Raw genomic sequence first — 25,110 nt, forward strand, 5'->3', positions numbered from 1 at the left:
TAAGAGAATCCTACGGCTTATTTGATAGGTAGAACTTAGATTAGAGTTTACCAGCGCCTGCTTGAGCAGTCACAGTAGCTTTGACAGTCGTAGAAGCAGCAATTGCATCATATAACGTAGGCGTCCAACCTACATCTGTACTCAGACCTGCACTGGTAGCAGCATTAATAGCGACTCCATTTAACAAAGTGCCTGTATCATACAGTGCAGTGCCTTTAAGTGGACTTGCGACTTGATCTGCGGTTAGGCCTGTTATATCAATCACATTATTTTGAGCGTAGATTTTGGAAGATTTGCCAATACCCCAGATATACAGGGTAGCATAAGCGCCTGTAGTACTGCCTTGATAATAATTGTTATACACATGAATTTGTCCATAGCGTACGCGAGGAGTGCGTTGAACTGTATTTTTATAATAATTATGATGCAAAGTAGCACGTAATTTACCTTCATCACTGGTTGTACTATCACTTGAACCGATAATCGTAGTTTTGTCATGATCATGGAAATAGTTATAAGACAGAGTTAATAGATCAGCACCATTGCTCATATCTACAGCACCATCATGATGTTGATATTCACGACCATAATATTCTCCATTGCCACTATCAGGATGAGCACCATCGTCAAATGTACAATGATCTATCCATAAATGAGTAGCCCCTTTGATCGTGATACTATCATATTCAGAATTCCAATTGCCTGTACTGCCATCTGTAGGGTCCCATGATGGAAAATAATCATAAGCATCTTGGAATTCAATATTACGAATAATAATATTGTCTGTACCGCTTTTTACCTGAAAATTAACACCATTGATAATAGCATTGGTACCTTTACCTACAATCGTAGTGTTGGAAGGGATAGTAATACTTATTTGGCTAGCTTGATTTTTTTGCGAAGCTTTGCGAGCGTCTTCCTGTGTACCGGAAGGAACTTTAGACATTCCCCATGTTGCCGGATCATAAGCTTTGAGATAAGCATTAAAATCATAGCCAGCGTCTTTATAATCATTGGCACCGAGTGGTTGGTTGTTATCATCTACATTAATATTAATTGTACCGCTTACATAAATGATTTTAGGAGTAGTATTAGTAGCACTTCCAAGCGCATCCACTAACTGTTTGCGATTGGTTACGGTGAATATATTCGCAGTGGTTGCTTTGGCACCGCCTGTAGTTCCACCAGAATAAGCTGCCCAGCCATTTTTAGTTCCTAATGTTTCTTTGCCTATATCTGTAGCCGCTTGTACCGAAGGATTCCAGACTGCTATTGATGAGAACATTAATAATGTAGCTAATCCTATACTCCATTTTTTATGCATACATCTTATTCCTCCTTGAGTATATACAATCGTATCCATATCATAAGCAAGACAATAGTAAGCGCGACAAGTGAATAAGCAGATGAGGTTAAAAAGAAAGCCCGGGTACTTTTTTTCTAACCACCTATACAGCGTAATCATTTTTACATAAAGTGACAATATAAGAATAAATACGTAAATATAAGTGTAAATGATTACATATAGAAAACACAAAAAAGACCTTTGTTATAGAGGATATATCACAAAGATCCTTTTAAATCATAGGAATTAGATGTTATGATTATAGAAGTGTATAATACATAGTTATACAAATTGCATAAAAATAAACTTAAATTTGAACTAAATGCTCCCATATGTATAAAATTACGGAATTAGTTCAGTCCAATCTAGCATCACGAGCGGAAGAGGACCTAACGGTTCTGCTGCACAGACGGCTAATTTGTACTGTGAATCGATAGAAATATGACGGAAAAAACTTGGGGTGTCGATTGGTTTCGTAGAAGTCACTTGATAGTTTTGGATATCATCTTGCAAAATAGAGAATGAATCTAACGGAATCGAAAGCCCTTTGCCTACAAATTTGATGTAGCTTTCTTTTAATGTCCATAATTCATAAAAAGTCTGTAGCTGTCGATCTTCCGGTGCATTCAATACCAATTGATATTCATCAGGAGTATAGAATCGCTTGGCTATTCCAAAATCTATCGGACGTACCTGTTCAATATCAATACCTACGGGAACATCACCATCAACACATACAATCCAGTTACCTGCATGGGATACATTAAAATGAATATGGGGATAGTTGCGTAAGTAAGGCTTGCCATACTTATTTTTGTCTAACTGAATCTGATCATCTTGCAAATGATAATGGGTACGTAATCTATATAAAATAAGCAGTTCTCCTATTAATCCACGCTGAGCATCTTGCTGTCGAACAAATTTCAAAGAAGCTTCTTTTCTTGCAGATGATACTTTACTACGTAACATATCCATATCTTCTAACGATAATAAATCAGGCAGATGTATCCCTGTCACTGTAATCAATCTCTCGTCTCCCCACTTTCGAGTTTGGCTCTATTGCTATATAAAGAAATGGTTCTGTTGTCTAAATTATACAATATCATTTTCAAGGAGGAAACATTGTGCCAGAAATCAAACATTTAGCTCATCAGACCGAGGACGGTTATTTTGTTCAGTTGATTCCAGACGTTCAATTTGCTCGTTTTGCAAATGGACAATCATTAAAAATGAATATCTTGCGTCCAGTTTCTCATTTACCATTGCCGTTAATCGTCTGGGTTGTCGGTGGAGCTTGGGTAGATATCGATCCTTACAAGCATATTCCTGCTCTTTCCAAATTAGCCCGTCAAGGATATGTGATCGCTTGTGTAGAATACCGAACAGTCAACAAAGCACCTTTTCCTGCGCAATTAGAAGATATCAAAACAGCGATACGTTTTTTACGTGCTCATGCGCTTGATTATCATATCGATCCAGAACATATCGGCATCTGGGGACACTCTGCAGGTGCTCATTTATCTGCATTAGTAGGTGTAACTGGAGACCAATCCGAATGGGATCAACAAGGACAATGGCAAGGTTATTCCAGTAGTGTCAAAGCGGTAGTCGATTTTGCAGGTCCGGTTGATATTCAGGCAGATTTCCAGAGTGAATACGAATTGCCTGTAATCTCGTTACTGATGGGTGGACCTTTACGACATAAAATAGACACAGCAGATCAATCCAATCCGATTCATCATCTTTCTTCTCATATTCCTGCTCAAGTACCGCCGTTTTTGATTATGCATGGAGATCAAGATCAAGTGGTACCGCTACGTCAAAGTCAGTTTTTGTATGATGCGTTAGCAGCGATGTCTGCGGAAGTGGATCTATATATTTTGGAAGGTGTCGGTCATTCTTCGACTACTTTTATGACTCGAAATGATGTACTTGAAATTGTAAGTGAATTTTTTGCGCTACATTTGAAAGGATCATGACCAATATAGGTTAATAGTAAAGTAGACCATCATCACCAGTCCAAACAGTTCATCATTGCTTTACATTAAGGGCATAAGAAAGATTGAGAGGGATAGACCATTGGACAATCATGAACATGAAATTCTTCAAAACCTGATATCTGAAAGTGGTGCGTACCGATCTCTTTTTGAATACCACCCTGATGCGATATACGTTATGGACAAAAAGGGAAATTACATTTATATCAATCCAGGTGTAGAGAAGATTTCAGGTTATACCATAGATATGCTAGAACATGTTGATAACAATAGAATTTTTGGAGAAGAACGTACTGATATACGTTCTCCCTATGTTGCAGAAGTATTGGAGGGCAAATCTGTTCAATTTCAGACTCAAATTTACCATCGACAAGGGCATTTGATTGATCTAGATGTTACATATACACCGATCGTAATTCAGGAAGAAATTGTAGGGATTTATGGAATTGCCAAAGATATCACTTCACGCAACAATATCGAACAAAAGTTCAAAGAAGCTGAACGGATGTATCGATTAATTTCTGAAAATGCAGATGATTTGATTACTTGCTCGGATGCAGAAGGTAGAATTACATACATTTCGCCCTCTGTAGAAAAGATTCTAGGGTATTTACCTTCGGAATTAATACAAATGTTATCTACCGATTTAATCTATCCAGAAGATATTTTGCAGTTAGAACCTCCATTTCAATCTCGCAAAGCGGTTGAGATTCGTTGTATATGCAAAGACAAAACGTATAAATGGATCGAACTTACAGTCAAAGCGATTACAGATGAGCATGGAGAAATATGTCAATATATGGGGATAGGACGCGATATTACTGCCCGTAAGCAATCGGAAGAAGAACTTCGCAAAAGTGAAGAACGATTAGCACTGGCACAAAGTATCGCAGGCTTTGGATACTGGGATTGGAATTTGGACACACAGGAATTAATCTGTTCAGAGCAATTTCTGGCTATTTTAGGATTAGAATCTCCATCTGCTAAATTGTTATATCGTCATTTTTTGGCAATGGTACATTATGATGATCGTGATAAAGTACGGACTGCTTTTCGGCAATCGGTGGCTCAAGAACATATCAATATCGAATGTAGATTGGTCGATCGCACTAATCAGATCAAAACAGTGAATATTCAGGGAACTCTGGTGACCGATGATCAAGATGGTACACGCCAAATCGTAGGTACTATTCAAGACATAACAGAAAGTCGTCTGATGGAAGATCTGATTCGTGAAAGTGAACGGCAATATCGTATGCTGTCCAATAATACATTGGACTTGATTTCTTCGCATACCGCAGACGAACATTTGAGTTTTGTATATACATCTGCTTCTGTGAAAAAGTTGCTTGGTTATACAAGCGAAGAACTGATCGGCAAAAGTGCTTATCTTTTTTATCATCCTGAAGATTTTCAAAATGTACGCGATTATATCAACGGGATTACAACAGTCACAGAGCACAATGAGCAACAGACGGTACATTATCGTTTTCAACACAAAGCAGGTCATTATATCTGGTTAGAGAGTACAGCAACGTATACTCCTAGTCAGGTTGAAGGAATCAAGGGCACAGTGATCGCTGTATCCAGAGATGTAACCGATCGGAAATTAGCTGAACAGCGTCTACAAGAAAGCGAACAGCGTTACAAATCACTTGTCGAATACAATCCTTCGGGTGTCTATACATTTGATCTACAAGGTCGTTTATTTAATCTTAATCCTGTTGCCGAAATTCAAAGTGGATATGATCGCACAGAACTGAAAAATATCTACTTTGCCGAGTTGATTCATTCTGATCTACGTGAACAAGCATTAGATCATTTCAACAAAGCCAAAATGGGATTACCACAAAATTACGAGACGACTTTAGTACATCATACCGGTCATCAAATAGAAGTGAATATTACAAATGTACCTATTATCGTAAGTGGCGAGATTACAGGTGTATTCGGAATAGCGACAGATATTACAGAAAGCAAAAAGTATGTCGAACAGATTAAAAAGATCAGTGATGAGTACAACTTAATTTTGAGTTCTGTCTCAGAGGGCATTTATGGAGTAGACACTGAAGGCAATGGTATCTTTTTGAATGCAGCAGCATCTTCTATGTTAGGCGTGTCCAAAGAAGAATTTATAGGATCACCTGTACACGATGTGTTAATGCATACCAGAGCAGATGGAGAGCCGTATGCTCTTGCTCATCATCCAGTAGAGTTAACGATGCAAGACAGCATTTCAAGACGGGTAACAGAAGATGTGTTTTTTCGCCGGGATGGTTCTAGCTTTTTTGCTTCTTATCAGACCAATGCGTTGCGAGATCGAGATCAGATTATAGGTGTAGTGGTTGTGTTCAGCGATCGCACGAATGAGAAAGCAATTATCGAAGCAAAAGAATCGGCAGAGCGGGTTGCTTACGCGAAGTCACAATTTATTTCGATGATGAGCCATGAGATTCGTACACCGATGAACGGGATTGTCGGTATGGCTGAATTGATGCTTGATCTTGATCTCAATGAAGAACAAGCTAGTTATATTCATATTATTCGCCAGAGTGGTAATGAATTGATGCAGATTATTAATGATATTATGGATGTGCATCGACTGGAAAATGGAAATGTAGAACTGGAACAAAATGTGTTTGATCTTCATGAGTTAATCAATGAAGTCTATCAATGGTTTTTACCTACAGCCCAAAGTAAACATCTGCGATTTGAAAAAAATATAGAGCAGGAAGTTCCCAAACTCGCTCGTGGCGATATGCCTCGCATTAAGCAGGTACTGGTCAATATTATCGGTAATGCGATTAAGTTTACAGAAAAAGGAAATATTCGGATTAGCGCTGGCATTTCTTATATGTCGCAAGATGATGGAATGATGTTGCACTTCCGCATTACGGATACAGGCATAGGCATACCAGCAGATAAATTAAATGAATTATTTCATTCATTCTCGCAGGTACATCCGGTTATGAATCGGCGTTATGGAGGAACAGGACTAGGATTGTTTATTTGCAAAAATCTGATCGAGCTGATGAATGGAACGATTGGAGTCGAAAGTCAAGAACATCATGGATCTACATTCTATTTTAGTATTCCATTACAACTGAATTAAATATAAAGAAACCTGTTAAGAGGCATACCATCAACGATGCTTCTTAACAGGTTTTTTGCATATAACTAATAAATAAGTTAGCGTCTAATACTGATCAATCCATTTTTCTAGCATACATAATAGCGATAGTCTGAGGGCCACAATGACTGGAAATAACGCAGCCAGCTTCAGTAATCATAACTTGACGAGCATCGGTTTGTTCACGCAATACAGCTTGCATATGTCTTGCTTCTGCTTCTGCAAATGAGTGAACTACAAAAATAACATCTTGATCGATAGCATGTCGATGAGCCAGTGTATTGCGAAGAAGTTGTTCGACTGCTTTTTCACGCTTGCCTCGTATTTTATAAGCCGGCACAAGTGTACCCTGTGTAGTTACTTGAATAACCGGACGAATTTTGAGCAAGCTACCAATCAAGTTTTGCATTCCTGAACAGCGTCCACCTTTGTACAAATACTCTAAAGAGTCGATAGCGAACTCGGTCTCTATTTGTGAACGCATGTATTCAAGTAACTGTACAATCTCTGTAACCGATTGCTGTTGGTGGATCGCTTGAACAGCTTTCATAACTAATAAGCCGATCGAACTGGATAAATTTAAAGAATCGACGATAGTGACCGCACCTGCGGGAAATGTATTTGCGGCAAGATGCGCATTCGCATACGTAGAAGAAAGCGCAGAGGACAGACTAATATAAATAATCGTGTCACCATTGTCAATAACAGGCTGAAACGCTTGAATAAAATCAGCCGGGGAAGGTGCAGACGTTTTGGGTGTTTGTCCGGTCTGTTTTACTTTTTCATACAATTCGGCTGGGGTGATATCTATACCATCTCTGTATACTTCATCATTAAAATTCACATATAAAGGTACGACACCGATCTGATTTTCCTGTAACCATGTTTTCGGCAAATCGCAAGTACTATCTACAAACATACGAATAGATGTCATAATAATCTCCTGTCTTTCAATCGAATCCAATTATTCTATATACCTATAAGCATACATTCTAATAGTATATCATGATTCACAGTATACAAAAAAGCAGATAGTGACTGCTATCCACAAGAATAGAAGTTACTACCTGCTACTAATATTACTTATCACTTACTTTAATCACACATCGCTTTTAATAATTACCTTCTGAAAAGATACCAAGAAGCAAAGAAAGTAATAGGAATGCGGCTGGAAGAGCATTTAACACCACACCAAGAATTGCAAAAATTTTGCGACGTTGCTTGATGCAACAACCAACAATACCTAATACAAGCCCGGTAAAGTTAGCAAAGATCATAAATCCCCAGATCAAAATAAGTACAACCAGTCCGCCTAACATACCAGACATCCATGCGGTAATATTTTCTTCATCTAACATGTCCAAAGAAGTCCCTGTACTTCCAACAGCAGAAGCAACCATAATGACAGCAATAACCACCAGAATAATATTGATCACAATCGTAGATAGTCCAATCACAAAAGAAGCTACACCTAATTTGGAATGCGGCCATTTTTGACCGGGTGGCAACGCATATGGATCATTCACGTTATACTGGTTATAATCAGGATAGTGGGGTGGAGCAGTAGGTGAAGCATAATCTTCTCTAACAGGCTCTGATACTAATGGATCTCTAAATTCATTGTCTGGAGCTGGATCAGAATCCGTATCCGTATCTTTTTTCAAGTTAGGAAATGATGAATTGCGTTTTGGATCATAAGGGTCCATAAATGTAATCTCCTTTACAGTATATGTATGTACCGTTACTTTTTCATAATTTCCTCACAAATGCAAGTATTTGAGTAAGGTATAATCAAAATAAACAGATTAGCAGGAGGCATATTCATGCAACGCACATATTTAATTATCGGCTCTATTCTAGGAATGATCGGAGTAGGGATCGGCGCTTTTGGCGCTCATTTATTAGAACCTATTATTGGCGCACAATTAATGCAGACATTCAAAACAGGGGTAGAATATCACTTTGTACATACATTAGCGATTATTATGGTTGCTATTTTAGCAGGAGTGATTGGTGAATCGAGTCTATTACGCTGGGCAGGTCGATTGTTTACGGTCGGTGTTATTATTTTCTCAGGCAGTCTATATGTATTGAGTATCACTGGAATCAAAGTGTTAGGAGCGATTACACCTATAGGTGGATTATGCTTTATCGCCGGTTGGTTCATGCTAGCGTTAGTCGGTGCTAAATACGGCAAACGTGCGTAAAAGGTATAGATACTAGCATTTGCTTCAAATAATTACTTCTAATCGTAAGATAGTCAAATCATAAAGTAATCCAAAAAAGCGTTCTTCTCTGTAAAAGAGAAAAACGCTTTTTTTGATCATTGTCTTTACCAAAAGAATACATATGCAAGAAAACGATTTAAGTATGTTGAAAATCATCAATCTCATTCAATTTGAAAGTATACACTTGTTTTTCATCTACATGATATACACTAATCGTTTGATTTTCATTATCAAAATTTAAGATACGACAAGGTATCGAGAAACGATCACCACGATTGTTAATCGTTAAACGTACCAATGTATTATCTTTGATGTACAGAGCTAACCAGCTGTTCATATCGTTTTCAATTTTTTCATGCAAGATAGCCGCTGATTTCACTTCTTGTTTTTGTTTTTCAAGTTTTTTGACCAGTGATGCGGTTTGAGCTGTAATCGATTGTTTGCTTTCAGATATACTTGAGATATCTAAAGGCGTTTGTTGTTTGGTTTTATCTTTCAAAGAACTTTCAATCTTTTGTCCAAGTTTGATGCCAGAAACGACTCTAAAATCCGCCAATTCTTCGTGATTATTGAGAATTTCAAGCAGTTTTTGAAGAGCAACAGCGTTGTTTCGACCAGAGATCATCAGGTCAACGTTAAATAAAAATTCGGCTTCGTCGTTAGTTGGCTTTTTATCCATGATTCTCCCATCTCACTTATCCTATCAGAATATTAAAAATTTTTTACAATTCATTATAACCTAGCATTTTTAAAATGAAGCATATCATGTGTAAATACTTCGGAACCTATTATTATTGTATCAACAAGCAAACACATATGAACCATAGAAATGTAAGCCTTATCTATACCTTTTATCGGATGGGTTGTCGAAATATGTTACAAAAATATATTGTATTTCGGGGCAAAAAGACCGGTATCCTATCGGACCCGGTCGGCTCAACAAAATCATACGTGATGCAAAGCAGATATCACATTATACGGACATAATATGAGTATGGATTACACTTCAAATATATTTCTTAGACCTTCTTCATACGAAGGATAAACAATACCTTTTTCAGTGATAATTGCAGTTACGTATTCGTTAGGTGTTACATCAAATGCCGGGTTAAACACTTTGATATCTTGTGGAGCAGTACGCTTGCCAAATCCTTCAGTTACTTCTTCCGCAGAACGTTCTTCAATCGGAATTTCAGCACCGCTGGCAGTTGATAGGTCAATAGTAGATAAAGGGCAAGCTACATAGAATGGAATATTGTGTGCTTTTGCCAAAACAGCAACACTATACGTACCGATCTTATTCGCTACATCACCATTAGCAGCTACACGGTCTGCACCTACGATAACCGCTTGAATCCAACCTTTAGACATCACCATACCTGCCATATTGTCACAGAGAAGCGTAACATCAATACCTGCTTGTTGCAATTCAAATGCTGTTAGACGAGCACCTTGAAGCACAGGACGAGTCTCATCGGCATAGACTTTTAAATTGATTCCTTTTTCATGAGCAAGATACATAGGAGCAAGTGCTGTACCATATTTGGCAGTAGCCAGTCCACCTGCATTACAGTGCGTCAATACACCCATACCATCGCTAAATAAAGGAAGGGCATGTTCACCAATCATCCGGCATACTTCTTCATCTTCCACATGAATAGCTATTGCTTCTTCTAAAAGACCTGCATTGCGATCAGCAGTTGTACCGACTTGTTCTGCTAATTGATGAGCTTTTTTATTCATACGATCTAAAGCCCAGAACAAGTTAACAGCAGTGGGACGAGACTCAGCCAGATAAGCAGCCGTTTTGAGCACATGTTTGAGCCAGTGGTCTGCATCTTCGCCTTTATATTCCCATGAGCCTAGAACAACGCCATACGCCGCAGAGATACCGATAGCAGGTGCTCCGCGTACTTTCATCGAGCGAATAGATTCAAAGACTTGCTCGGACGTAAATAATTCAAGCATTATAATTTCATCCGGCAATAACCGTTGATCAAGCATTAGTAATTTATCGTTATCCCAACGCAATGATAATAGAGGTTCAAATGGCGCTTTAACTGGATTCTCATCCGAAGTTGAAAATGATGGATTCATATAAAGAAACACTCCTTGTCCTATATATCGTCAAACATACATCTTATTCATAACCAACACTTAAATAGTAAACGTTAAAATATAGGATATCGGAAAAGAAAGGATTTGCACAGTCTTTTTTCAATATCTATTTGTTTCGTAAATGAAATACAAGGGTAATTTGTAAACAGACGAGGCTGAGGATAGAAAGTCTCCATACTTAAACCTAAATGAAGAAAGAGGGATAACTAATCATGACGAATACAACTAACAAAGGTCAAACTAAAAAAGTTGAAGAACTTCTAAATTTACAGGTTGCTAACCTGAATGTATTATATGTAAAAATTCATAATTTCCACTGGTATGTAAAAGGTGAAAACTTCTATACATTGCATATCAAATTCGAAGAATTGTACAACGAAGTAACGTTGAAAATGGATGAAATCGCTGAGCGTCTATTGACTCTTAAAGGTTCACCAGCTGCAACGTTAAAAGAATATTTGGAACTAGCTACTATTCAAGAAGCGAACGGAACAGAAGATGCGCGTACAATGGTACAAACATTGATCGAAGACTTCGCTACAGTGAATGAGCAATTCCAAGAAACAATTGAATTGGCAGAAGAGGCTGATGATCAACCAACAGCAGATATGTTGATTGCATTCAAAGCAGATCTTGAAAAACACATGTGGATGCTTCGTTCTTTCTTGGGTAACTAATCCCATCTCAGATGTACTGCATAAGTGTCACCCTGCTACATTGAAGTCCTTCACATCTGCGATATAATAGGTGATAACAAACCGTTACAGAAAGTGAGGGCGACGATGGATGGCGGAATCAGTATTGGCTTTAAAAGAATGGGCTTCGGTTATTCAGGCGTTGGAGCAAGGAACACAGATACTTTTGATGCGCAAAGGTGGCATTGTTGAAGAAACACGTCACTTTGAATTGAAAGATCATTCCTTTTACTTATATCCAACTTATGAGCACCAACGTCGTGAATTGCTCAAATCTCAATATAATCATTTGGTAGACGAATCACTTAACGGCTGGTCTCCTAATACGAGATCAGCTGGTATTCGTCTGTATGCAGAAGTGACCGATGATTTGGAAATATTCGAGCAAGACCAGCTAGATGCTTTACTGGACCAGCATATCTGGACAGATACGTTTGCCGAAGAACGTTTGCATTGGAAAAGAAAAAGTCCGCTTCATTTACTGATTGTGCGGGTATATATACTTGAACGACCGATAGAGATCCCTGTGCAGGACCAGTACCTGGGCTGCAAATCATGGATTTCTATACCAAGTGGTCTGGTGACGAGCGAATTGACGCCGGTGCTGGATGCTGCGGAGTTTGAGCGAATGAGAACTGTCATTTTGCAAGCTTTGCAACAGGCGGGACATTCTACAAGGCTTGACTGAGTGATCGGTCAGGTCTTTTTTGCATGGTGTAAGATTACCCGTTTCATTGCGACTACTTCAAATTTATTATAAAATAACTTGAGAATCGTTGAGAATCAGTTTAGAATGGTTCTAAGAGAGATTTATTCTTAGACTTTATCTAAATGTCTTTTTATGTTTCGTACATCAGAGAAGTTGTGTCACTATACTCTCTGTTGACAGATATAGATCCAACCAAACTACTTATTTCACTGGAGGTCAAAACTATTATGGCAACGAATTTCGTCATTGAAGGTTTGAAAGCAACAATCGACAATAAGGAAATCCTTAAAGGGATTAACCTTTCAATGAAAGGTGGAGAAATCCACGCAATCATGGGACCTAACGGTACAGGTAAAAGTACACTAGCATCTGCTTTGATGGGACATCCTAAATATGAAGTAACTGAAGGAACAGTCACTTTAGATGGTGAAGATGTGTTGGAAATGGAAGTAGATGAGCGTGCTCGTGCAGGTCTGTTCTTGGCGATGCAATATCCAAGTGAAATCACAGGCGTAACAAACTCTGACTTTTTGCGTAGTGCGATCAATGCACGTCGTGAAGAAGGTAAAGAGATTTCATTGATCAAATTTATCCGTCAAATGGAAGGAAGCATGAAAGAGTTAGACATGAATGCTGAATTCGCACACCGTTACTTGAACGAAGGTTTCTCCGGTGGTGAGAAAAAACGTAACGAAATTTTGCAAATGTTATTGCTTGAGCCAAAATTAGTTATCTTAGATGAAATTGACTCTGGTCTTGATATTGATGCTCTTAAAATTGTAGCAAACGGCGTAAACAAAATGCGTAATGAAGATCGTGGATTCTTAATCATTACTCACTATCAACGTCTACTTGATTATATTACTCCTGACTATGTACACGTAATGATGCAAGGTCGTATCGTGAAGTCCGGTGGCCCTGAATTAGCTGCTCGTCTTGAAGCAGAAGGTTACGATTGGGTTAAAGAAGAACTTGGTATTACAGACGAAACTGTAGGTCAAGAAGCGTAAAACACTGTACGGAAGGAGGAGCTAATAACATGACATTGCAAACGATACTTCCATTAAATCTGGAAGCTCTTAAATCATTATCTCAACAAAAGAACGAACCAGCATGGTTGACTGAGAACCGTTTGAAAGCACTTGAACTTGCTTCCAAACTTGAACTTCCTAAGCCGGAAAAAACCAAGATCGACAAATGGGATCTTTCGGATTATGGAACTTATCAGGCACCTGTTAAAGTATCAACATTAGAAGAGTTGCCTACATTGATCAGTGCACTGGTTGAAGGCAATGAATCCGATAACCTGATTGTACAAAAAGATTCAGGTGCGATTTTCTCCAGTTTATCTGATGAATTGAAAGCACAAGGTGTTATTTTTACAGATTTGGAAACAGCTGCTCGTGAACACGAAGAGTTGGTGAAGCCTTATCTAACAACAGTCGTTGCACCTGACGAGCATCAATTGACAGCTCTTAATGCAGCAATGTGGAATGGTGGAGCATTCTTGTATGTTCCTAAAAACGTAGAAGTTAATATTCCTGTACAAGCGATCTTTTTAACTGAAAATGCTGGTGCTACTTTTGCACCTCGTATTCTAGTTGTCGCTGATACAAACAGTTCTGTAACGTATGTAGATAACTATATTTCCGCAGGAGACGATGTTCGTGTCCATAACGGTGTAGTTGAAATTGTTGCTAAAGCAGGCGCTAAAGTTCGCTATGCAACAGTTCACCAATTCGGTGGCAGTACGACAGATATGAGTTACCGTCGCGCAATCACTGAAAATGATGCTTCTATTGAATGGATCATCGGTGAAATGAACGATGGCAATACAGTTACAGATACAGCAACAGTGCTTAAAGGAAATGGTTCAACTTCTGATGCCAAAATCATTGCTGTAGGTTCTGGTTCTCAACGTTTGAACTATACAACCAAAGCGGTTCATTTTGGTAAAGATACAACAAGCCAAATGATCACTCGTGCTGTCATGCGCGAATCTGCGAATGCTATCATTAATGGTATTACCAAAATCGAACATGGTGCAACTCGTTCGAATGGTGAGCAGACTGAAAAAGTATTGATGTTGAGTCCAAAAGCTCGCGGTGACGCGAACCCGATTCTTTTGATCGACGAAGATGATGTTATGGCAGGACACGCAGCATCTGTAGGTCAGGTTAACCCTGAACAAGTTCATTACTTGATGTCGCGTGGTATTACTCGTCCAGAAGCAGAGCGACTGATTATCTACGGTTTCCTGGCTCCAGTCGTATCGGATATTCCTTTGGAACGTTTGCAGACTCGTTTGCAGGAACTGGTTGAAAGGAAGCTAGGTCAGTGAACTCAGCTATCCGCGAGCAGTTTCCGATTTTACATCAGGAAGTAAACGGACATCCGCTTGTCTATCTAGATAATGCAGCAACCTCTCAGAAGCCACAGGTTGTACTGGATGCGCTCAATCATTATTATGAGCACGATAACTCCAATGTACACCGCGGCGTTCATACACTGGGAACACGGGCGACTGACGCTTATGAAGGTGCTCGTGAAAAGATTGCTCGCTTTATTAATGCAGGACGCAGTGAAGAAATTATCTTTACGCGTGGTACAACAACAGCACTCAATCTAGTGGCTTCTTCTTATGGTCGTCCTCGTCTACAACCAGGGGACGAAATCGTGATTACACCGATGGAACATCATAGTAATCTGATTCCATGGCAACAATTAGCCAAGGCAACAGGAGCAACACTTCAATATATTCCGCTACAACCAGATGGTAATATTGATCTGGCTGATGTGGAAAAAGTAATTAACAGCAAAACAAAGATTGTCTCGGTCGTCTATGTATCTAACGTGCTTGGTGTAGTCAATCCAGTCAAAGAAATTGCTGAGATTGCTCACCGTCATGGTGCGATTATGGTCGTAGATGGTGCACAAAGTACACCGCATATGAAAGTCGATGTACAAGATCTGGATTGTGATTTTTACGCATTTTCCAGTCATAAAATGTGTGGGCCTACTGGATTCGGAGCTCTATATGGTAAGCGTCAATTGCTTGCTCAAATGGAACCGATCGAATTCGGTGGTGAGATGATTAATGATGTGGGATTGTACGAATCTGACTGGAAAGACGCTCCGTGGAGATTTGAAGGCGGTACGCCGATTATCTCTGGAGCAGTTGGACTGGGAGCAGCGATTGATTTCCTGACTGAAATTGGAATGGATGAAATCGAAAAGCATGAAGCGCATCTTGCGAATTATGCGATGGAACGTATGTCTCAGATCGAAGGTTTGACGATTTATGGACCTGCTAAGCGTAAAGTCGGTATTGTAACGTTCAATCTGGATGGTGTTCATCCTCATGATCTTGCAACTGTACTTGATACGTTCGGGGTAGCTATTCGTGCTGGACATCATTGCTGTCAGCCATTAATGAGATGGCTTGGAGCAAGTTCTACGGCACGCGCAAGCTTTTACCTGTATAATAATGAACAAGACGTAGATCGTTTGATCGATGCGTTGGTTCAGACGAAGGAGTATTTTGGCGATGAAACTTGATGATCTCTACCGCCGTGTGATTATGGATCACTACAAAAATCAACGTAACCGCGGTGCTTTTGAAGACGGAGCGATGACGGTTGAACTGAACAACCCAACCTGTGGTGACCGAATATCTCTACAACTTTTGGTGGAAGATAACAAAGTGAAAGATGCCAAATTTTCTGGAGACGGTTGTTCAATCAGTATGGCTTCCGCTTCAATGATGACAGAAGCTGTAAAAGGCAGAACTTATGAAGAAGCACTTGAACTTGCAGACCGCTTCTCTGCTCTCATGAAGGGCGAAGATGTGGAATTTGAAGAATACGAAGAGATCGAAGCCCTATCTGGAGTAAATAAATTCCCTGCTCGCATCAAGTGTGCTACGTTGGCCTGGAATGCCCTACGCAAGGGAATTGCCACAGAAGACAACTAAAATCTTCACAAATTAGATGGGGAGGCTACACAAATGGCTAAAACAGCACCAGAAATGGAAGAATATAAATATGGTTTCCGTGATGATCACAAGTCTATTTTTCAATCCGGTAAAGGACTGAACAAAGAGATCGTAATGGAAATCTCTCGCATGAAAGATGAGCCGGAATGGATGTTAGAATTCCGCTTGAAAGCTTTGGAACAATTCGAAAAAATGCCTATGCCTGATTGGGGCGGCGACATCAGTGACTTGGATTTCAACGATATCCAGTACTATGTTAAAGCATCTGAAGGACAAGGTAAGACTTGGGAAGAAGTACCGACAGAAATCAAAGAAACTTTTGATAAATTAGGTATTCCTGAAGCAGAGCAAAAATTCTTGGCTGGTGTATCCGCTCAGTACGAATCTGAAGTTGTATATCACAGCATGCAAAAAGAATTGGAAGATCAAGGCGTTATCTTTATGGATACAGATACAGCTTTGAAAGAACATCCAGAAATTTTGCGCGAATACTTTGCTACCGTTATCCCTACAACAGATAACAAATTTGCAGCATTGAACAGTGCAGTATGGTCAGGCGGAAGCTTTATCTATGTACCGAAGGGTGTACAATGTGAAGTGCCTTTACAAGCATACTTCCGTATTAACTCCGAGAACATGGGTCAATTTGAGCGTACGCTAATCATCGCAGACGAAGGCAGTATGGTTCACTATGTAGAAGGCTGTACAGCGCCAATCTACAGCACGAACTCATTGCATAGTGCTGTTGTTGAGATCGTATGTAAAAAAGATGCTCGTGTACGTTATACAACGATTCAGAACTGGGCTCCAAACATCTACAATTTGGTAACCAAACGTGCAGTTGCTGAAGAAAATGCAACAATGGAATGGGTAGATGGTAACATCGGTTCCAAATTGACAATGAAATATCCTGCGGTTGTTCTTAAAGGACGCGGCGCTAAAGGTATGGTATTGTCTATCGCTGTTGCAGGTAAAGCACAACATCAAGATGCTGGCGCAAAAATGATTCACCTTGCACCGGATACAACATCTACAATTGTGTCTAAATCGATCAGTAAACATGGTGGTAAAGTAACGTATCGTGGTCTAGCATCATTCGGACGTAACTCCGAAGGTTCTAAATCCAATATCAAATGTGATACGCTGATTCTGGATAACCAATCCACTTCAGATACGATTCCGTACAATGAGATCAAGAACGATAACATCACTCTTGAGCATGAAGCGACCGTATCTAAAGTATCTGAAGATCAACTCTTCTACTTGATGAGTCGTGGTCTAAGTGAAGATGAAGCAACACAAATGATCGTTATGGGCTTTATCGAGCCATTTACAAGAGAATTGCCTATGGAATATGCAGTAGAAATGAATCGTCTCATTAAATTTGAGATGGAAGGTTCTATCGGTTAATTCCTTTTATAGCAAGGAATTTTACATTAAAAGCGGGACAGAAAAGGGGGATTGCCCCAATTCTGCCCCGTTTTTTTATAAATTTAAAGGAATGATCACTTATGAAAAGCAAACAAGAAGCAATAGATTACTGTATGGCATACAACAATGTATATGAAGATCATCCATTCAAAGATGCCAATTGGACGTTAATCCGACACCAACATAACAAAAAAACATTCGCATGGATTTTTGAGAGAGAAGATCATATCTGGATCAATGTGAAATGTGAACCTGGTATGGTCGAACAATGGCGAGAAGAATATGAGTCTATCGTGCCTGCTTATCATCTCAACAAAGACCATTGGAACTCGGTAATATTGGACGGTTCTATTTCGGCAACAGACTTGAAGCACTTAATCAGTACCAGTTATGAAATGACAAAATAATAGACTGTTGTGCAGTCTTTATCTATACACGTAAAGTACATAGTTCGTATCTGAGAAAAGAACTATCCTTATTTTCTTGAGTTAGGGCGGAATCCGAATTTCTTTTTACTTTTTGCAGACGAAGCAGAGAAGGATTTATACCCACCAGCATACATCTGACCAATCTGATAGCCATGTGCTTTGGCAAGTTCGGCAGGGCTGATATGCTGTTCTTGTTCTAACAACTTTAACAACACATTGGCTGTTGCGCGTGCATCTTCTAGCGCATCATGGTGGTTAAACGTAATATCATAATGATTGGAGATCACATTCAATTTATGAGAAGGCAGATGTGATAGTATTTTTTTGCTAAATAGATACGTGCAGTAATAATCAAAAGCAGGATAATCCAGTAGCGCATGATCCAGACAATATCGTAATACACTCATATCGAATGAAGCATTGTGCGCCACGATTGATTTATTTTCAAAAAAAGGTAACAGTGTCGGCCACAATTCTTGAAAAGTCGGCTGACCTTTAACCATCGCTGGCGTAATCTTATGAATACTGATATTCATTGGGTCAAAATGTTGATTAGGATTAATGAGCCATTCTTGTTCAAACACGATTTTTCCTTGCGATACTTCTACAATCCCGATCGAACATGCACTGGATCGGCTAGAATTGGCAGTCTCAAAGTCAACAGTTACAAAATCCATATGATGATACTCCTTTCTATTCTGAGTGGCAGTTCTTATATTGTTAAGTATAAGGTAATGTCCACAAACCACAAAAATAACTGACAACGAAAGATCGCCGCCAGTTACGTCTGTTTGTCTATTTCATGTACATTGAAATCTATTAATTACCTAGTAACCACTTACATAAAGATCTCTTCAATATCCAAATTCGATTGCATCGCCAGGTCTGTAAATCCTTTGTCCGTTTTAATAAGTGGACGGAAGAAGTTAGAAGGATTGGTCATAATAATCTGACCGACTTCTCCAGAACTAAGCAATACTTGTTTGCCGATAAAGTTAGGTAGCATATTACGGATAAACGTCTGAGTGGTCTCCGCATGCAGTTGACCAAAGCTCATTCTATGCAATTCCTTTAGAACACGTAATAGCTCTTGCTTGGTCTGATAGACTCTGGCTGTCGTCATAGCGCTGTACACATCCGCTACAGCCGTAATACGTGATAACGGATGTATCTCATCTAGACTCAGTCCATTAGGGTATCCTTTGCCATCTGTGCGCTCGTGATGTTGTAAAGCTACCATGGCACTGATCTTGTCACCTGTAGACTGCATAATAATATCGTGACCATAAATCGTATGACGCTTCATTTCTTCAAATTCTTCTGTAGTCAAACGTCCGGGCTTATTCAAAATATGACTGGGTATTTTGGATTTGCCAACATCATGTAAATAACCTGCTCTACCTGCTTGATACGCTTCTTGTTCGGTATATCCCATCCATGTTGCAAGGTAATAAGAGAGCATCCCTACTTGTAGTGAATGAGTATACGTATAGTTGTTGTCATCGTTTAGAAAAAGTAGTACAGATACGACATCTTTTTGTTCTTGTAACTCTGTAAGTAAAGGTTGTAATTTGGCATCTACCTGACTACCATCGAACTCTCCGCGAGCGGCTGCGTTTAGAAATAAATCTTCAAACCCTTGTAGAGCGCTATTAAATTGAACTTTTGCATCTTGAAGAGGATGGCTAGATAAAGATTGGCTAATATCGGCAGGTTCTGAGAAAACTTCTTCAATGTCGACATCATCCACACCATGCTGTAGCAGCTTAGCAATATCTTCCCGCTGAAGAGTATGGCCCTTTTGCATAATATGAATGCCGAATGTATTGAATGTATCTCTAAGAAGCGTATCTCCCGGCTTCAAATCGGTAACATGCACTCTCAATGTGGGCACCCCGTTTATTAAACAAATTGTAAATGTATCATATCAGGAAAAAAAAGCAGGATCAATGTTGAAATCAGTTCATTTAGCTCAAGATTTTGGCTCGGTGGGGTTCCAAGGACCTGTTTGAACACCTTTCCACTCTGAACCATCTGCCCAGATCTCTTTTTTCCAAATAGGTACAGTTTCTTTAAGACGTTCAATCGCAAATCGACTAGCTTCGTAAGCATCATTACGATGAGCCGAAGAAACAGCGATAATCACACTGGTCTCCGCTATACCTACTGTTCCTATACGATGGCTGATCGCACAACGTGTTCCTGTCCATGTTGTTGCAATATGATCTCCAATTTTTTGCAATTGATGAAGTGCCATCGGTATATAAGCTTCATATTCTAAATGAACGGTCTGCATCGCACCTGTCATTTCACGAGTGGTTCCGATAAATGTTAACGTTGCTCCATGATTAGGATCAATCACTTTAGCGATCACATCTTCAGCTTGTAATCGTTCACTGGTAATGAGATATAAACCGTCCGTTGTCTGTGAAGTAGTAGTGTCTATTCCTGATCCACCGGATACAGGAGGAATCAAAGCAATTTCATCCACAGGCTTAATCCTATTATCGGCTAAAGCGTACTCTTGGTTAACAGCAGCGAAGGCAGCTTCGATCATTATTTTTGCTTCTGGATATTGTTTAGACAAAAGTTCTTTCAATTGTGCGACTGTAAGTTCTTCAGAGGATGGAGTTTCTATAATAACTTGCGATTGGCCAACGCGCTCAGCAAGACCTGCAAATAGTCGAACGGTATATTGTTGCATGATATTTAACGCCTCCATGTGCTTTTTCGATCTCTTTAATATATCATAAGTTCATATGTATATTATATAACCCCAATCAAAGGGAACGGATGCAGGAGGACATACTATTTATGAACATAAATGAAGTGGAAGATACATTAACACTATTACACACCAATGATATTCATAGTCATTTTGAAAATATGGGTGCAATTGCAGCGATCATCGCAGAACGCAAGCAACGTTTGGGTGAAGAGCAGCTATTGGTATTGGATATCGGTGATCATATGGATCGTATGTCGATTGAGACAGAAGGGTCTGCCGGTGGAGCCAATATCGATATTATTAATATGACCGGTTATGATGCGATTACGATCGGGAACAATGAAGGTCTGACCTACACGCCTGAACTGCTTAATCAAGCATATGCAGGAATTAGCTGTCCGATTATTTGTAGTAATGTAGAAGAGATGGAGAGCGGTGTTCCACCTGTGTGGATGGAAACTCATCGGATTATTCAAAAAGGAACATGGAAAATAGGTCTAATCGGGGCTACAGCGCAATATAGCGATTATTACGAATTGCTAGGATGGAATGTCAGTGATCCAATAGCCAGTCTAGCACCATGGGTAGCAAAGTTACGTGATGAAGTGGATTTACTGGTTGTCTTATCTCATCTGGGATTACCTACCGATCAGAAGCTTGCTGAGCAGTTGCCTGAGATTGATGTGATTCTAGGAGGACATAGCCATCATGTGTTAGATCGTCCGCTCTGGATTGGTTCTACAGTACTTGGAGCCGCAGGCAAGTTCGGTCAATATATCGGAGAAATGGTCTGGAAAAAAGATACACAGGGAGCACGTGCTCATCTACTGGATGGTGGCTTAATTCCGATCACCGAATATATGGAACGGGATGCGTCGATAGAAAATGCGATTGTGATTCATCGCCAACGTGCAGAAGAACGAATGAATCGTACGGTAGCAATGTTAGAAGCGCCACTTGAAATTCATTATGAACAAGAGTCTCCATTTGGTAATTTGCTTGCACAGGCTGTACGTCAATTTACAGGAGCAGAATTGTCGATTGTGAATGCAGGTCAACTGTTAGCCGATCTGCCCGCAGGCGAAGTCACAGAAGGTCTGCTTCATCGTCTATGCCCATCTCCGGTAAATCCATGTATTACGTTGCTTCAAGGAAAAAATATCAAGTTAGCGTTAGAACAATCGCTTTTGCCTGAATTTACGCACAAAACGATTATGGGATTTGGATTCCGAGGCAAAGTGCTTGGTTGTCTATGTGTAGATGGAATAGATATCTCGTATGATCTATCTCGACCTGCTTATGATCGTATTACAGCTATTCGCTTAGGGGATCAAGAGCTGAAAGATGAACAAGAATACAGCGTAGGTTGTCTGGATATGTTCACATTTGGCATCGGCTATATGTCTCTTAGTGAAAGTCATGAAGTGAAATATATTCTGCCTGAATTTATCCGCGATCTGTTACGAATGCAGTTGCAGACACCAGGAGCAGCGTTAGCGTCTGCCGAAAAACGATGGTTTATGGTATGATAAATGAGATCTTGCGTCATATTTTGCATATTTAATGAGTCAAAGAACGTTATGCAATACATGATTTAAGGTTAATACATGAAATAAGGTGAAAGCAAATGACAGTAATACAAAGAAGTGAATGGCCTCTTAAAGAGTTATCCCCAAGTTACGATCCGTGGGACCCTTTGCTATCACTTCGCAAATTTGGACGCAATACGCTAACCAGCGTGGAGATGACAGTTACCAATCTATGCAATATGCGCTGTGAGCATTGTGCAGTTGGAGATTCACTGGTGATGCGTGAACCGGATATGATTCCTTTGCCTTTGATGTTGAAGCGATTAGATGAAGTGGAACATCTTCAGACAATCAGTATTACTGGTGGTGAACCGACTTTCCGCAAAAAAACGGTGGATGAAGTCATCGTTCCTTTGCTTAAATATGCGCGTGAGCGTGGTATTCGTTCACAGATTAATTCTAATTTAACATTAGATATCGGGCGTTATGAGAAATTATTACCGTACTTAGATGTGATGCATATTTCATTTAACTATACATCTGTAGATGATTTCCATGAAGTGGGTTTTGCGAACAGTGGACATCCTGTTCCTCGTGAAGTCGCTGTTAAAATGTACGATAAAATGATTGAAAACTCTCAACTTTTGAGCAAAGCTGGGATGTTTATTTCGGCGGAAACGATGATTAATTATCGTACCCATCACAAATTACCTGAGATTCATCGATTGATCAAAGAAATGGGTTGTAGACGTCATGAAGTACACCCGATGTATGCAGCCGATTTTGCAGCGAATTTGCCTGTAGTCTCACTAGCTGAGTTCCGTACAGCGATTCATGATTTGTTAGATCATCGAGATCAAGACATGTGGATGTTATTTGGCACATTACCATTCTTCGCTTGTAACTCTGATGCTGAAGATCGCAAGTTGATTAACCGTCTGCATCGTGAGCGTAATGTAACTGTTCGTAATGATCCAGATGGACGTAATCGGGTCAACGTTAATATGTTTACAGGGGATGTATTTGTTACAGATTTTGCGGCTATTCCAGCGTTTGGCAATGTGTCTCATAGCCAGCTTGATGATGTATTTAGCGAATGGACCAACAATCATCCACTGAATCAAACAGTGAATTGTCATTGTGATGCGGCGGCTTGCTGTGGACCGAATTTGCTCGTAGCAGACATGTATTACAAAAATACAGATTTCAAATCACGTAAAGCTATTTTGTAAATCAATAAGCATTTTGCGTTATCAGATTGCAGACATAAAAAGAGGACAACAGCATAACGCAGAATGCTGATTAACTATGGAAGAAATGGGGCGTTCTGGTTGGGCCATTCGGAGTTTGAGATAGGAACTTTAGTATTGAATTTGGCTTTGGTTTTACTGCTCGTATTTTTAAACGGCTTTTTTGTGGCTGCTGAATTTTCACTTGTGAAAGTACGTCATTCTCGCTTAACACAATTAGAGAGTGAAGGCAACAAGCTTGCAGGATACGCGCTTAAGGTCAACAAGAAGCTGGATGCTTACTTATCAGCTACCCAATTCGGGATTACGCTGGCATCTCTTGGACTCGGTTGGATTGGTGAGCCTGCTATCTCGGAATTACTTGTCGAACCAATTATGTATAAATTAGGGTTCGGTGAATCTCCATTAGTGACCACAATTTCTGTCATTATAGGTTTTGCTGTAATTACATTTCTACATATTGTTATCGGTGAATTGGCTCCGAAGTCGCTCGCTATTCAGCGTACAGAAGGAGTATCGTTATGGCTGTCAGCACCATTATTATTCTTTTATCGTGTATTCTTCCCGTTTATCTGGGTGTTAAATGCAGCTGCGAACGCTGTGTTACGTGCTGTAGGTATAGAGCCTGCCAATGAAGCAGAAGCAGCTCACTCGGAAGAAGAGATTCGAATTTTGATGAATCAAAGTGCCAAAAGCGGTGTGATTGATGAAGGCGAAATGGAACTGATGAACAATATTTTCGAGTTCTCTGATTTACTTGCACGCGAAGTCATGTTGCCACGTACAGATATGACTTGTTTGTATACGAACTTTTCCAAAGAAGAAAATTTGGCGATTATCAATGAAACCAAACATTCACGTTACCCTGTAGCCGTAGAAGATAAAGACCGTATTATCGGTTTTGTGCATATTACAGATGTATTATTATCGCCTGTGAACCAACCGTATGATCTGGTTGCGTTGGCACGACCTATTTTGAATGTACCTGAGTCTATGGAAATTAGTCATGTATTACAAATGATGCAAAAAAACCATTCTCAGTTAACACTGGTTGTCGATGAATATGGTGGAACAGCCGGAATATTAACAGCGGAAGAAATTCTGGAAGAAATCGTCGGTGAATTATATGACGAATTTGAAGATGAACGCCCTGATATGGAGCGAGATGGAGATACAATCTCGGTCGATGGACGAATGTTGATTGAAGATGTAAATGAACTAAGCGGTGTTGAGATCGATGATGATGAAGTCGATTCAATCGGTGGATGGATGTTTAAAGAGCTTGAAGGTGTTCCCGAAACAGGCGGTAAAGTAGAAATTGATGGGGTAACTTTTGAAGTGGCAGAAGCCGAGCGTTTACGTATTATGCGTGTGCGTATCTATCCTGTTCCTGAGATTACAGATGATGAAGAAGATAAAAACGATTCCGATTAAAAAGTTGTATATTAATGCAGAATAACCTATACAATACGTCATGATTTAAGGGCAGTGTGATGCTGCCCATCATACATAGATAGGAGTTACGCAG

The 25,110-nt window shown here is 39.6% G+C and carries 23 protein-coding genes; 14 read left to right on the forward strand and 9 right to left on the reverse strand.

Annotation, left to right across the window (positions count from 1 at the left end; translation table 11 throughout):
* Positions 1–40: 40 nt before the first annotated feature.
* Together PQ456_RS07130 and PQ456_RS07135 are read right to left on the reverse strand one after the other, a co-directional pair.
* On the reverse strand, positions 41–1,285 hold the full coding sequence (locus tag PQ456_RS07130) for a pectate lyase family protein (protein WP_273616270.1): 1,245 nt from the start codon (positions 1,283–1,285) through the stop codon (positions 41–43).
* Positions 1,286–1,687: 402 nt separating this feature from the next.
* Entirely contained in the window at positions 1,688–2,362 is a 675-nt protein-coding gene (locus tag PQ456_RS07135) for a 4'-phosphopantetheinyl transferase family protein (protein ID WP_273616271.1), read from the reverse strand.
* Positions 2,363–2,469: 107 nt separating this feature from the next.
* Between PQ456_RS07135 and PQ456_RS07140 the strand changes: the two genes are divergently transcribed.
* Both PQ456_RS07140 and PQ456_RS07145 read left to right on the forward strand, forming a co-directional pair.
* Entirely contained in the window at positions 2,470–3,324 is an 855-nt protein-coding gene (locus PQ456_RS07140; protein WP_273615503.1) for an alpha/beta hydrolase, read from the forward strand.
* A 100-nt stretch (positions 3,325–3,424) separates the two neighbouring features.
* Positions 3,425–6,454 carry a PAS domain S-box protein gene (locus PQ456_RS07145; protein WP_273615504.1) on the forward strand — a complete coding sequence of 1,010 codons (3,030 nt, stop codon included), beginning with the start codon at positions 3,425–3,427 and terminating at the stop codon, positions 6,452–6,454.
* 94 nt (positions 6,455–6,548) lie between these two features.
* On the opposite strand, the gene PQ456_RS07150 is transcribed toward PQ456_RS07145, so the two are convergent.
* Together PQ456_RS07150 and PQ456_RS07155 are read right to left on the reverse strand one after the other, a co-directional pair.
* Positions 6,549–7,406 (reverse strand): DegV family protein, encoded by an 858-nt coding sequence (locus PQ456_RS07150; protein ID WP_273615505.1) that lies wholly within the window; start codon positions 7,404–7,406, stop codon positions 6,549–6,551.
* 178 nt (positions 7,407–7,584) lie between these two features.
* Entirely contained in the window at positions 7,585–8,178 is a 594-nt protein-coding gene (locus PQ456_RS07155) for a hypothetical protein (RefSeq protein WP_273615506.1), read from the reverse strand.
* Between the two features lie 117 nt (positions 8,179–8,295).
* Between PQ456_RS07155 and PQ456_RS07160 the strand changes: the two genes are divergently transcribed.
* Positions 8,296–8,679: a DUF423 domain-containing protein gene (locus tag PQ456_RS07160; RefSeq protein ID WP_273615507.1), complete on the forward strand. Its 384-nt coding sequence runs from the start codon at positions 8,296–8,298 to the stop codon at positions 8,677–8,679.
* Between the two features lie 157 nt (positions 8,680–8,836).
* Here the strand turns inward: PQ456_RS07160 and PQ456_RS07165 are convergent, their stop codons facing one another.
* Together PQ456_RS07165 and mtnA are read right to left on the reverse strand one after the other, a co-directional pair.
* Complete coding sequence (locus PQ456_RS07165) at positions 8,837–9,379, reverse strand: hypothetical protein (protein ID WP_273615508.1); 543 nt, start codon at positions 9,377–9,379, stop codon at positions 8,837–8,839.
* A 320-nt stretch (positions 9,380–9,699) separates the two neighbouring features.
* The gene (gene mtnA, locus PQ456_RS07170) at positions 9,700–10,797 is read right to left on the reverse strand and encodes an S-methyl-5-thioribose-1-phosphate isomerase (RefSeq protein ID WP_273615509.1); all 1,098 of its coding nucleotides are present in this window, start codon (positions 10,795–10,797) and stop codon (positions 9,700–9,702) included.
* Between the two features lie 233 nt (positions 10,798–11,030).
* On the opposite strand from mtnA, the gene PQ456_RS07175 reads away from it, so the two are divergent.
* The 8 genes from PQ456_RS07175 to PQ456_RS07210 all read left to right on the forward strand — a co-directional run bounded on the left by PQ456_RS07175 (position 11,031) and on the right by PQ456_RS07210 (position 18,054).
* Complete coding sequence (locus PQ456_RS07175; protein WP_204824853.1) at positions 11,031–11,495, forward strand: Dps family protein; 465 nt, start codon at positions 11,031–11,033, stop codon at positions 11,493–11,495.
* Positions 11,496–11,604: 109 nt separating this feature from the next.
* Positions 11,605–12,201 (forward strand): DUF1802 family protein, encoded by a 597-nt coding sequence (locus PQ456_RS07180; protein WP_273615510.1) that lies wholly within the window; start codon positions 11,605–11,607, stop codon positions 12,199–12,201.
* 248 nt (positions 12,202–12,449) lie between these two features.
* Positions 12,450–13,232, forward strand: a complete 783-nt coding sequence (gene sufC, locus PQ456_RS07185; RefSeq protein ID WP_069326962.1) for a Fe-S cluster assembly ATPase SufC — start codon at positions 12,450–12,452, stop codon at positions 13,230–13,232.
* Between the two features lie 29 nt (positions 13,233–13,261).
* The gene (gene sufD, locus PQ456_RS07190; protein WP_273615511.1) at positions 13,262–14,563 is read left to right on the forward strand and encodes a Fe-S cluster assembly protein SufD; all 1,302 of its coding nucleotides are present in this window, start codon (positions 13,262–13,264) and stop codon (positions 14,561–14,563) included.
* Positions 14,560–15,780 (forward strand): cysteine desulfurase, encoded by a 1,221-nt coding sequence (locus PQ456_RS07195; RefSeq protein WP_273615512.1) that lies wholly within the window; start codon positions 14,560–14,562, stop codon positions 15,778–15,780. Before sufD ends, PQ456_RS07195 begins: the two co-directional genes overlap by 4 nt.
* Positions 15,770–16,195, forward strand: coding sequence for a Fe-S cluster assembly sulfur transfer protein SufU (gene sufU / locus PQ456_RS07200; RefSeq protein WP_273615513.1), 426 nt, complete (start codon positions 15,770–15,772; stop codon positions 16,193–16,195). Before PQ456_RS07195 ends, sufU begins: the two co-directional genes overlap by 11 nt.
* A 33-nt stretch (positions 16,196–16,228) precedes the next feature.
* A complete protein-coding gene (sufB, locus tag PQ456_RS07205; RefSeq protein ID WP_204824849.1) occupies positions 16,229–17,626 on the forward strand; it encodes a Fe-S cluster assembly protein SufB in 1,398 nt (465 codons plus the stop codon).
* Between the two features lie 101 nt (positions 17,627–17,727).
* Positions 17,728–18,054: an MmcQ/YjbR family DNA-binding protein gene (locus PQ456_RS07210; RefSeq protein WP_273615514.1), complete on the forward strand. Its 327-nt coding sequence runs from the start codon at positions 17,728–17,730 to the stop codon at positions 18,052–18,054.
* 68 nt (positions 18,055–18,122) lie between these two features.
* Here the strand turns inward: PQ456_RS07210 and PQ456_RS07215 are convergent, their stop codons facing one another.
* The 3 genes from PQ456_RS07215 to PQ456_RS07225 form a co-directional block, all read right to left on the reverse strand.
* Entirely contained in the window at positions 18,123–18,824 is a 702-nt protein-coding gene (locus PQ456_RS07215; RefSeq protein ID WP_273616272.1) for a 3'-5' exonuclease, read from the reverse strand.
* An 89-nt stretch (positions 18,825–18,913) separates the two neighbouring features.
* Positions 18,914–19,960: an HD-GYP domain-containing protein gene (locus PQ456_RS07220; RefSeq protein ID WP_273615515.1), complete on the reverse strand. Its 1,047-nt coding sequence runs from the start codon at positions 19,958–19,960 to the stop codon at positions 18,914–18,916.
* An 87-nt stretch (positions 19,961–20,047) separates the two neighbouring features.
* A complete protein-coding gene (locus tag PQ456_RS07225) occupies positions 20,048–20,779 on the reverse strand; it encodes a molybdenum cofactor biosynthesis protein (protein WP_273615516.1) in 732 nt (243 codons plus the stop codon).
* Positions 20,780–20,889: 110 nt separating this feature from the next.
* Between PQ456_RS07225 and PQ456_RS07230 the strand changes: the two genes are divergently transcribed.
* The 3 genes from PQ456_RS07230 to PQ456_RS07240 all read left to right on the forward strand — a co-directional run bounded on the left by PQ456_RS07230 (position 20,890) and on the right by PQ456_RS07240 (position 25,016).
* On the forward strand, positions 20,890–22,332 hold the full coding sequence (locus PQ456_RS07230) for a bifunctional metallophosphatase/5'-nucleotidase (RefSeq protein WP_273615517.1): 1,443 nt from the start codon (positions 20,890–20,892) through the stop codon (positions 22,330–22,332).
* 98 nt (positions 22,333–22,430) lie between these two features.
* Positions 22,431–23,564 (forward strand): radical SAM/CxCxxxxC motif protein YfkAB, encoded by a 1,134-nt coding sequence (gene yfkAB / locus PQ456_RS07235; protein ID WP_273615518.1) that lies wholly within the window; start codon positions 22,431–22,433, stop codon positions 23,562–23,564.
* Positions 23,565–23,627: 63 nt separating this feature from the next.
* Positions 23,628–25,016, forward strand: coding sequence for a hemolysin family protein (locus PQ456_RS07240; RefSeq protein WP_273615519.1), 1,389 nt, complete (start codon positions 23,628–23,630; stop codon positions 25,014–25,016).
* Positions 25,017–25,110: the final 94 nt, after the last annotated feature.

This window comes from Paenibacillus kyungheensis (genome assembly GCF_028606985.1).
Classification (GTDB): Bacteria; Bacillota; Bacilli; order Paenibacillales; family Paenibacillaceae; genus Saccharibacillus; species Saccharibacillus kyungheensis.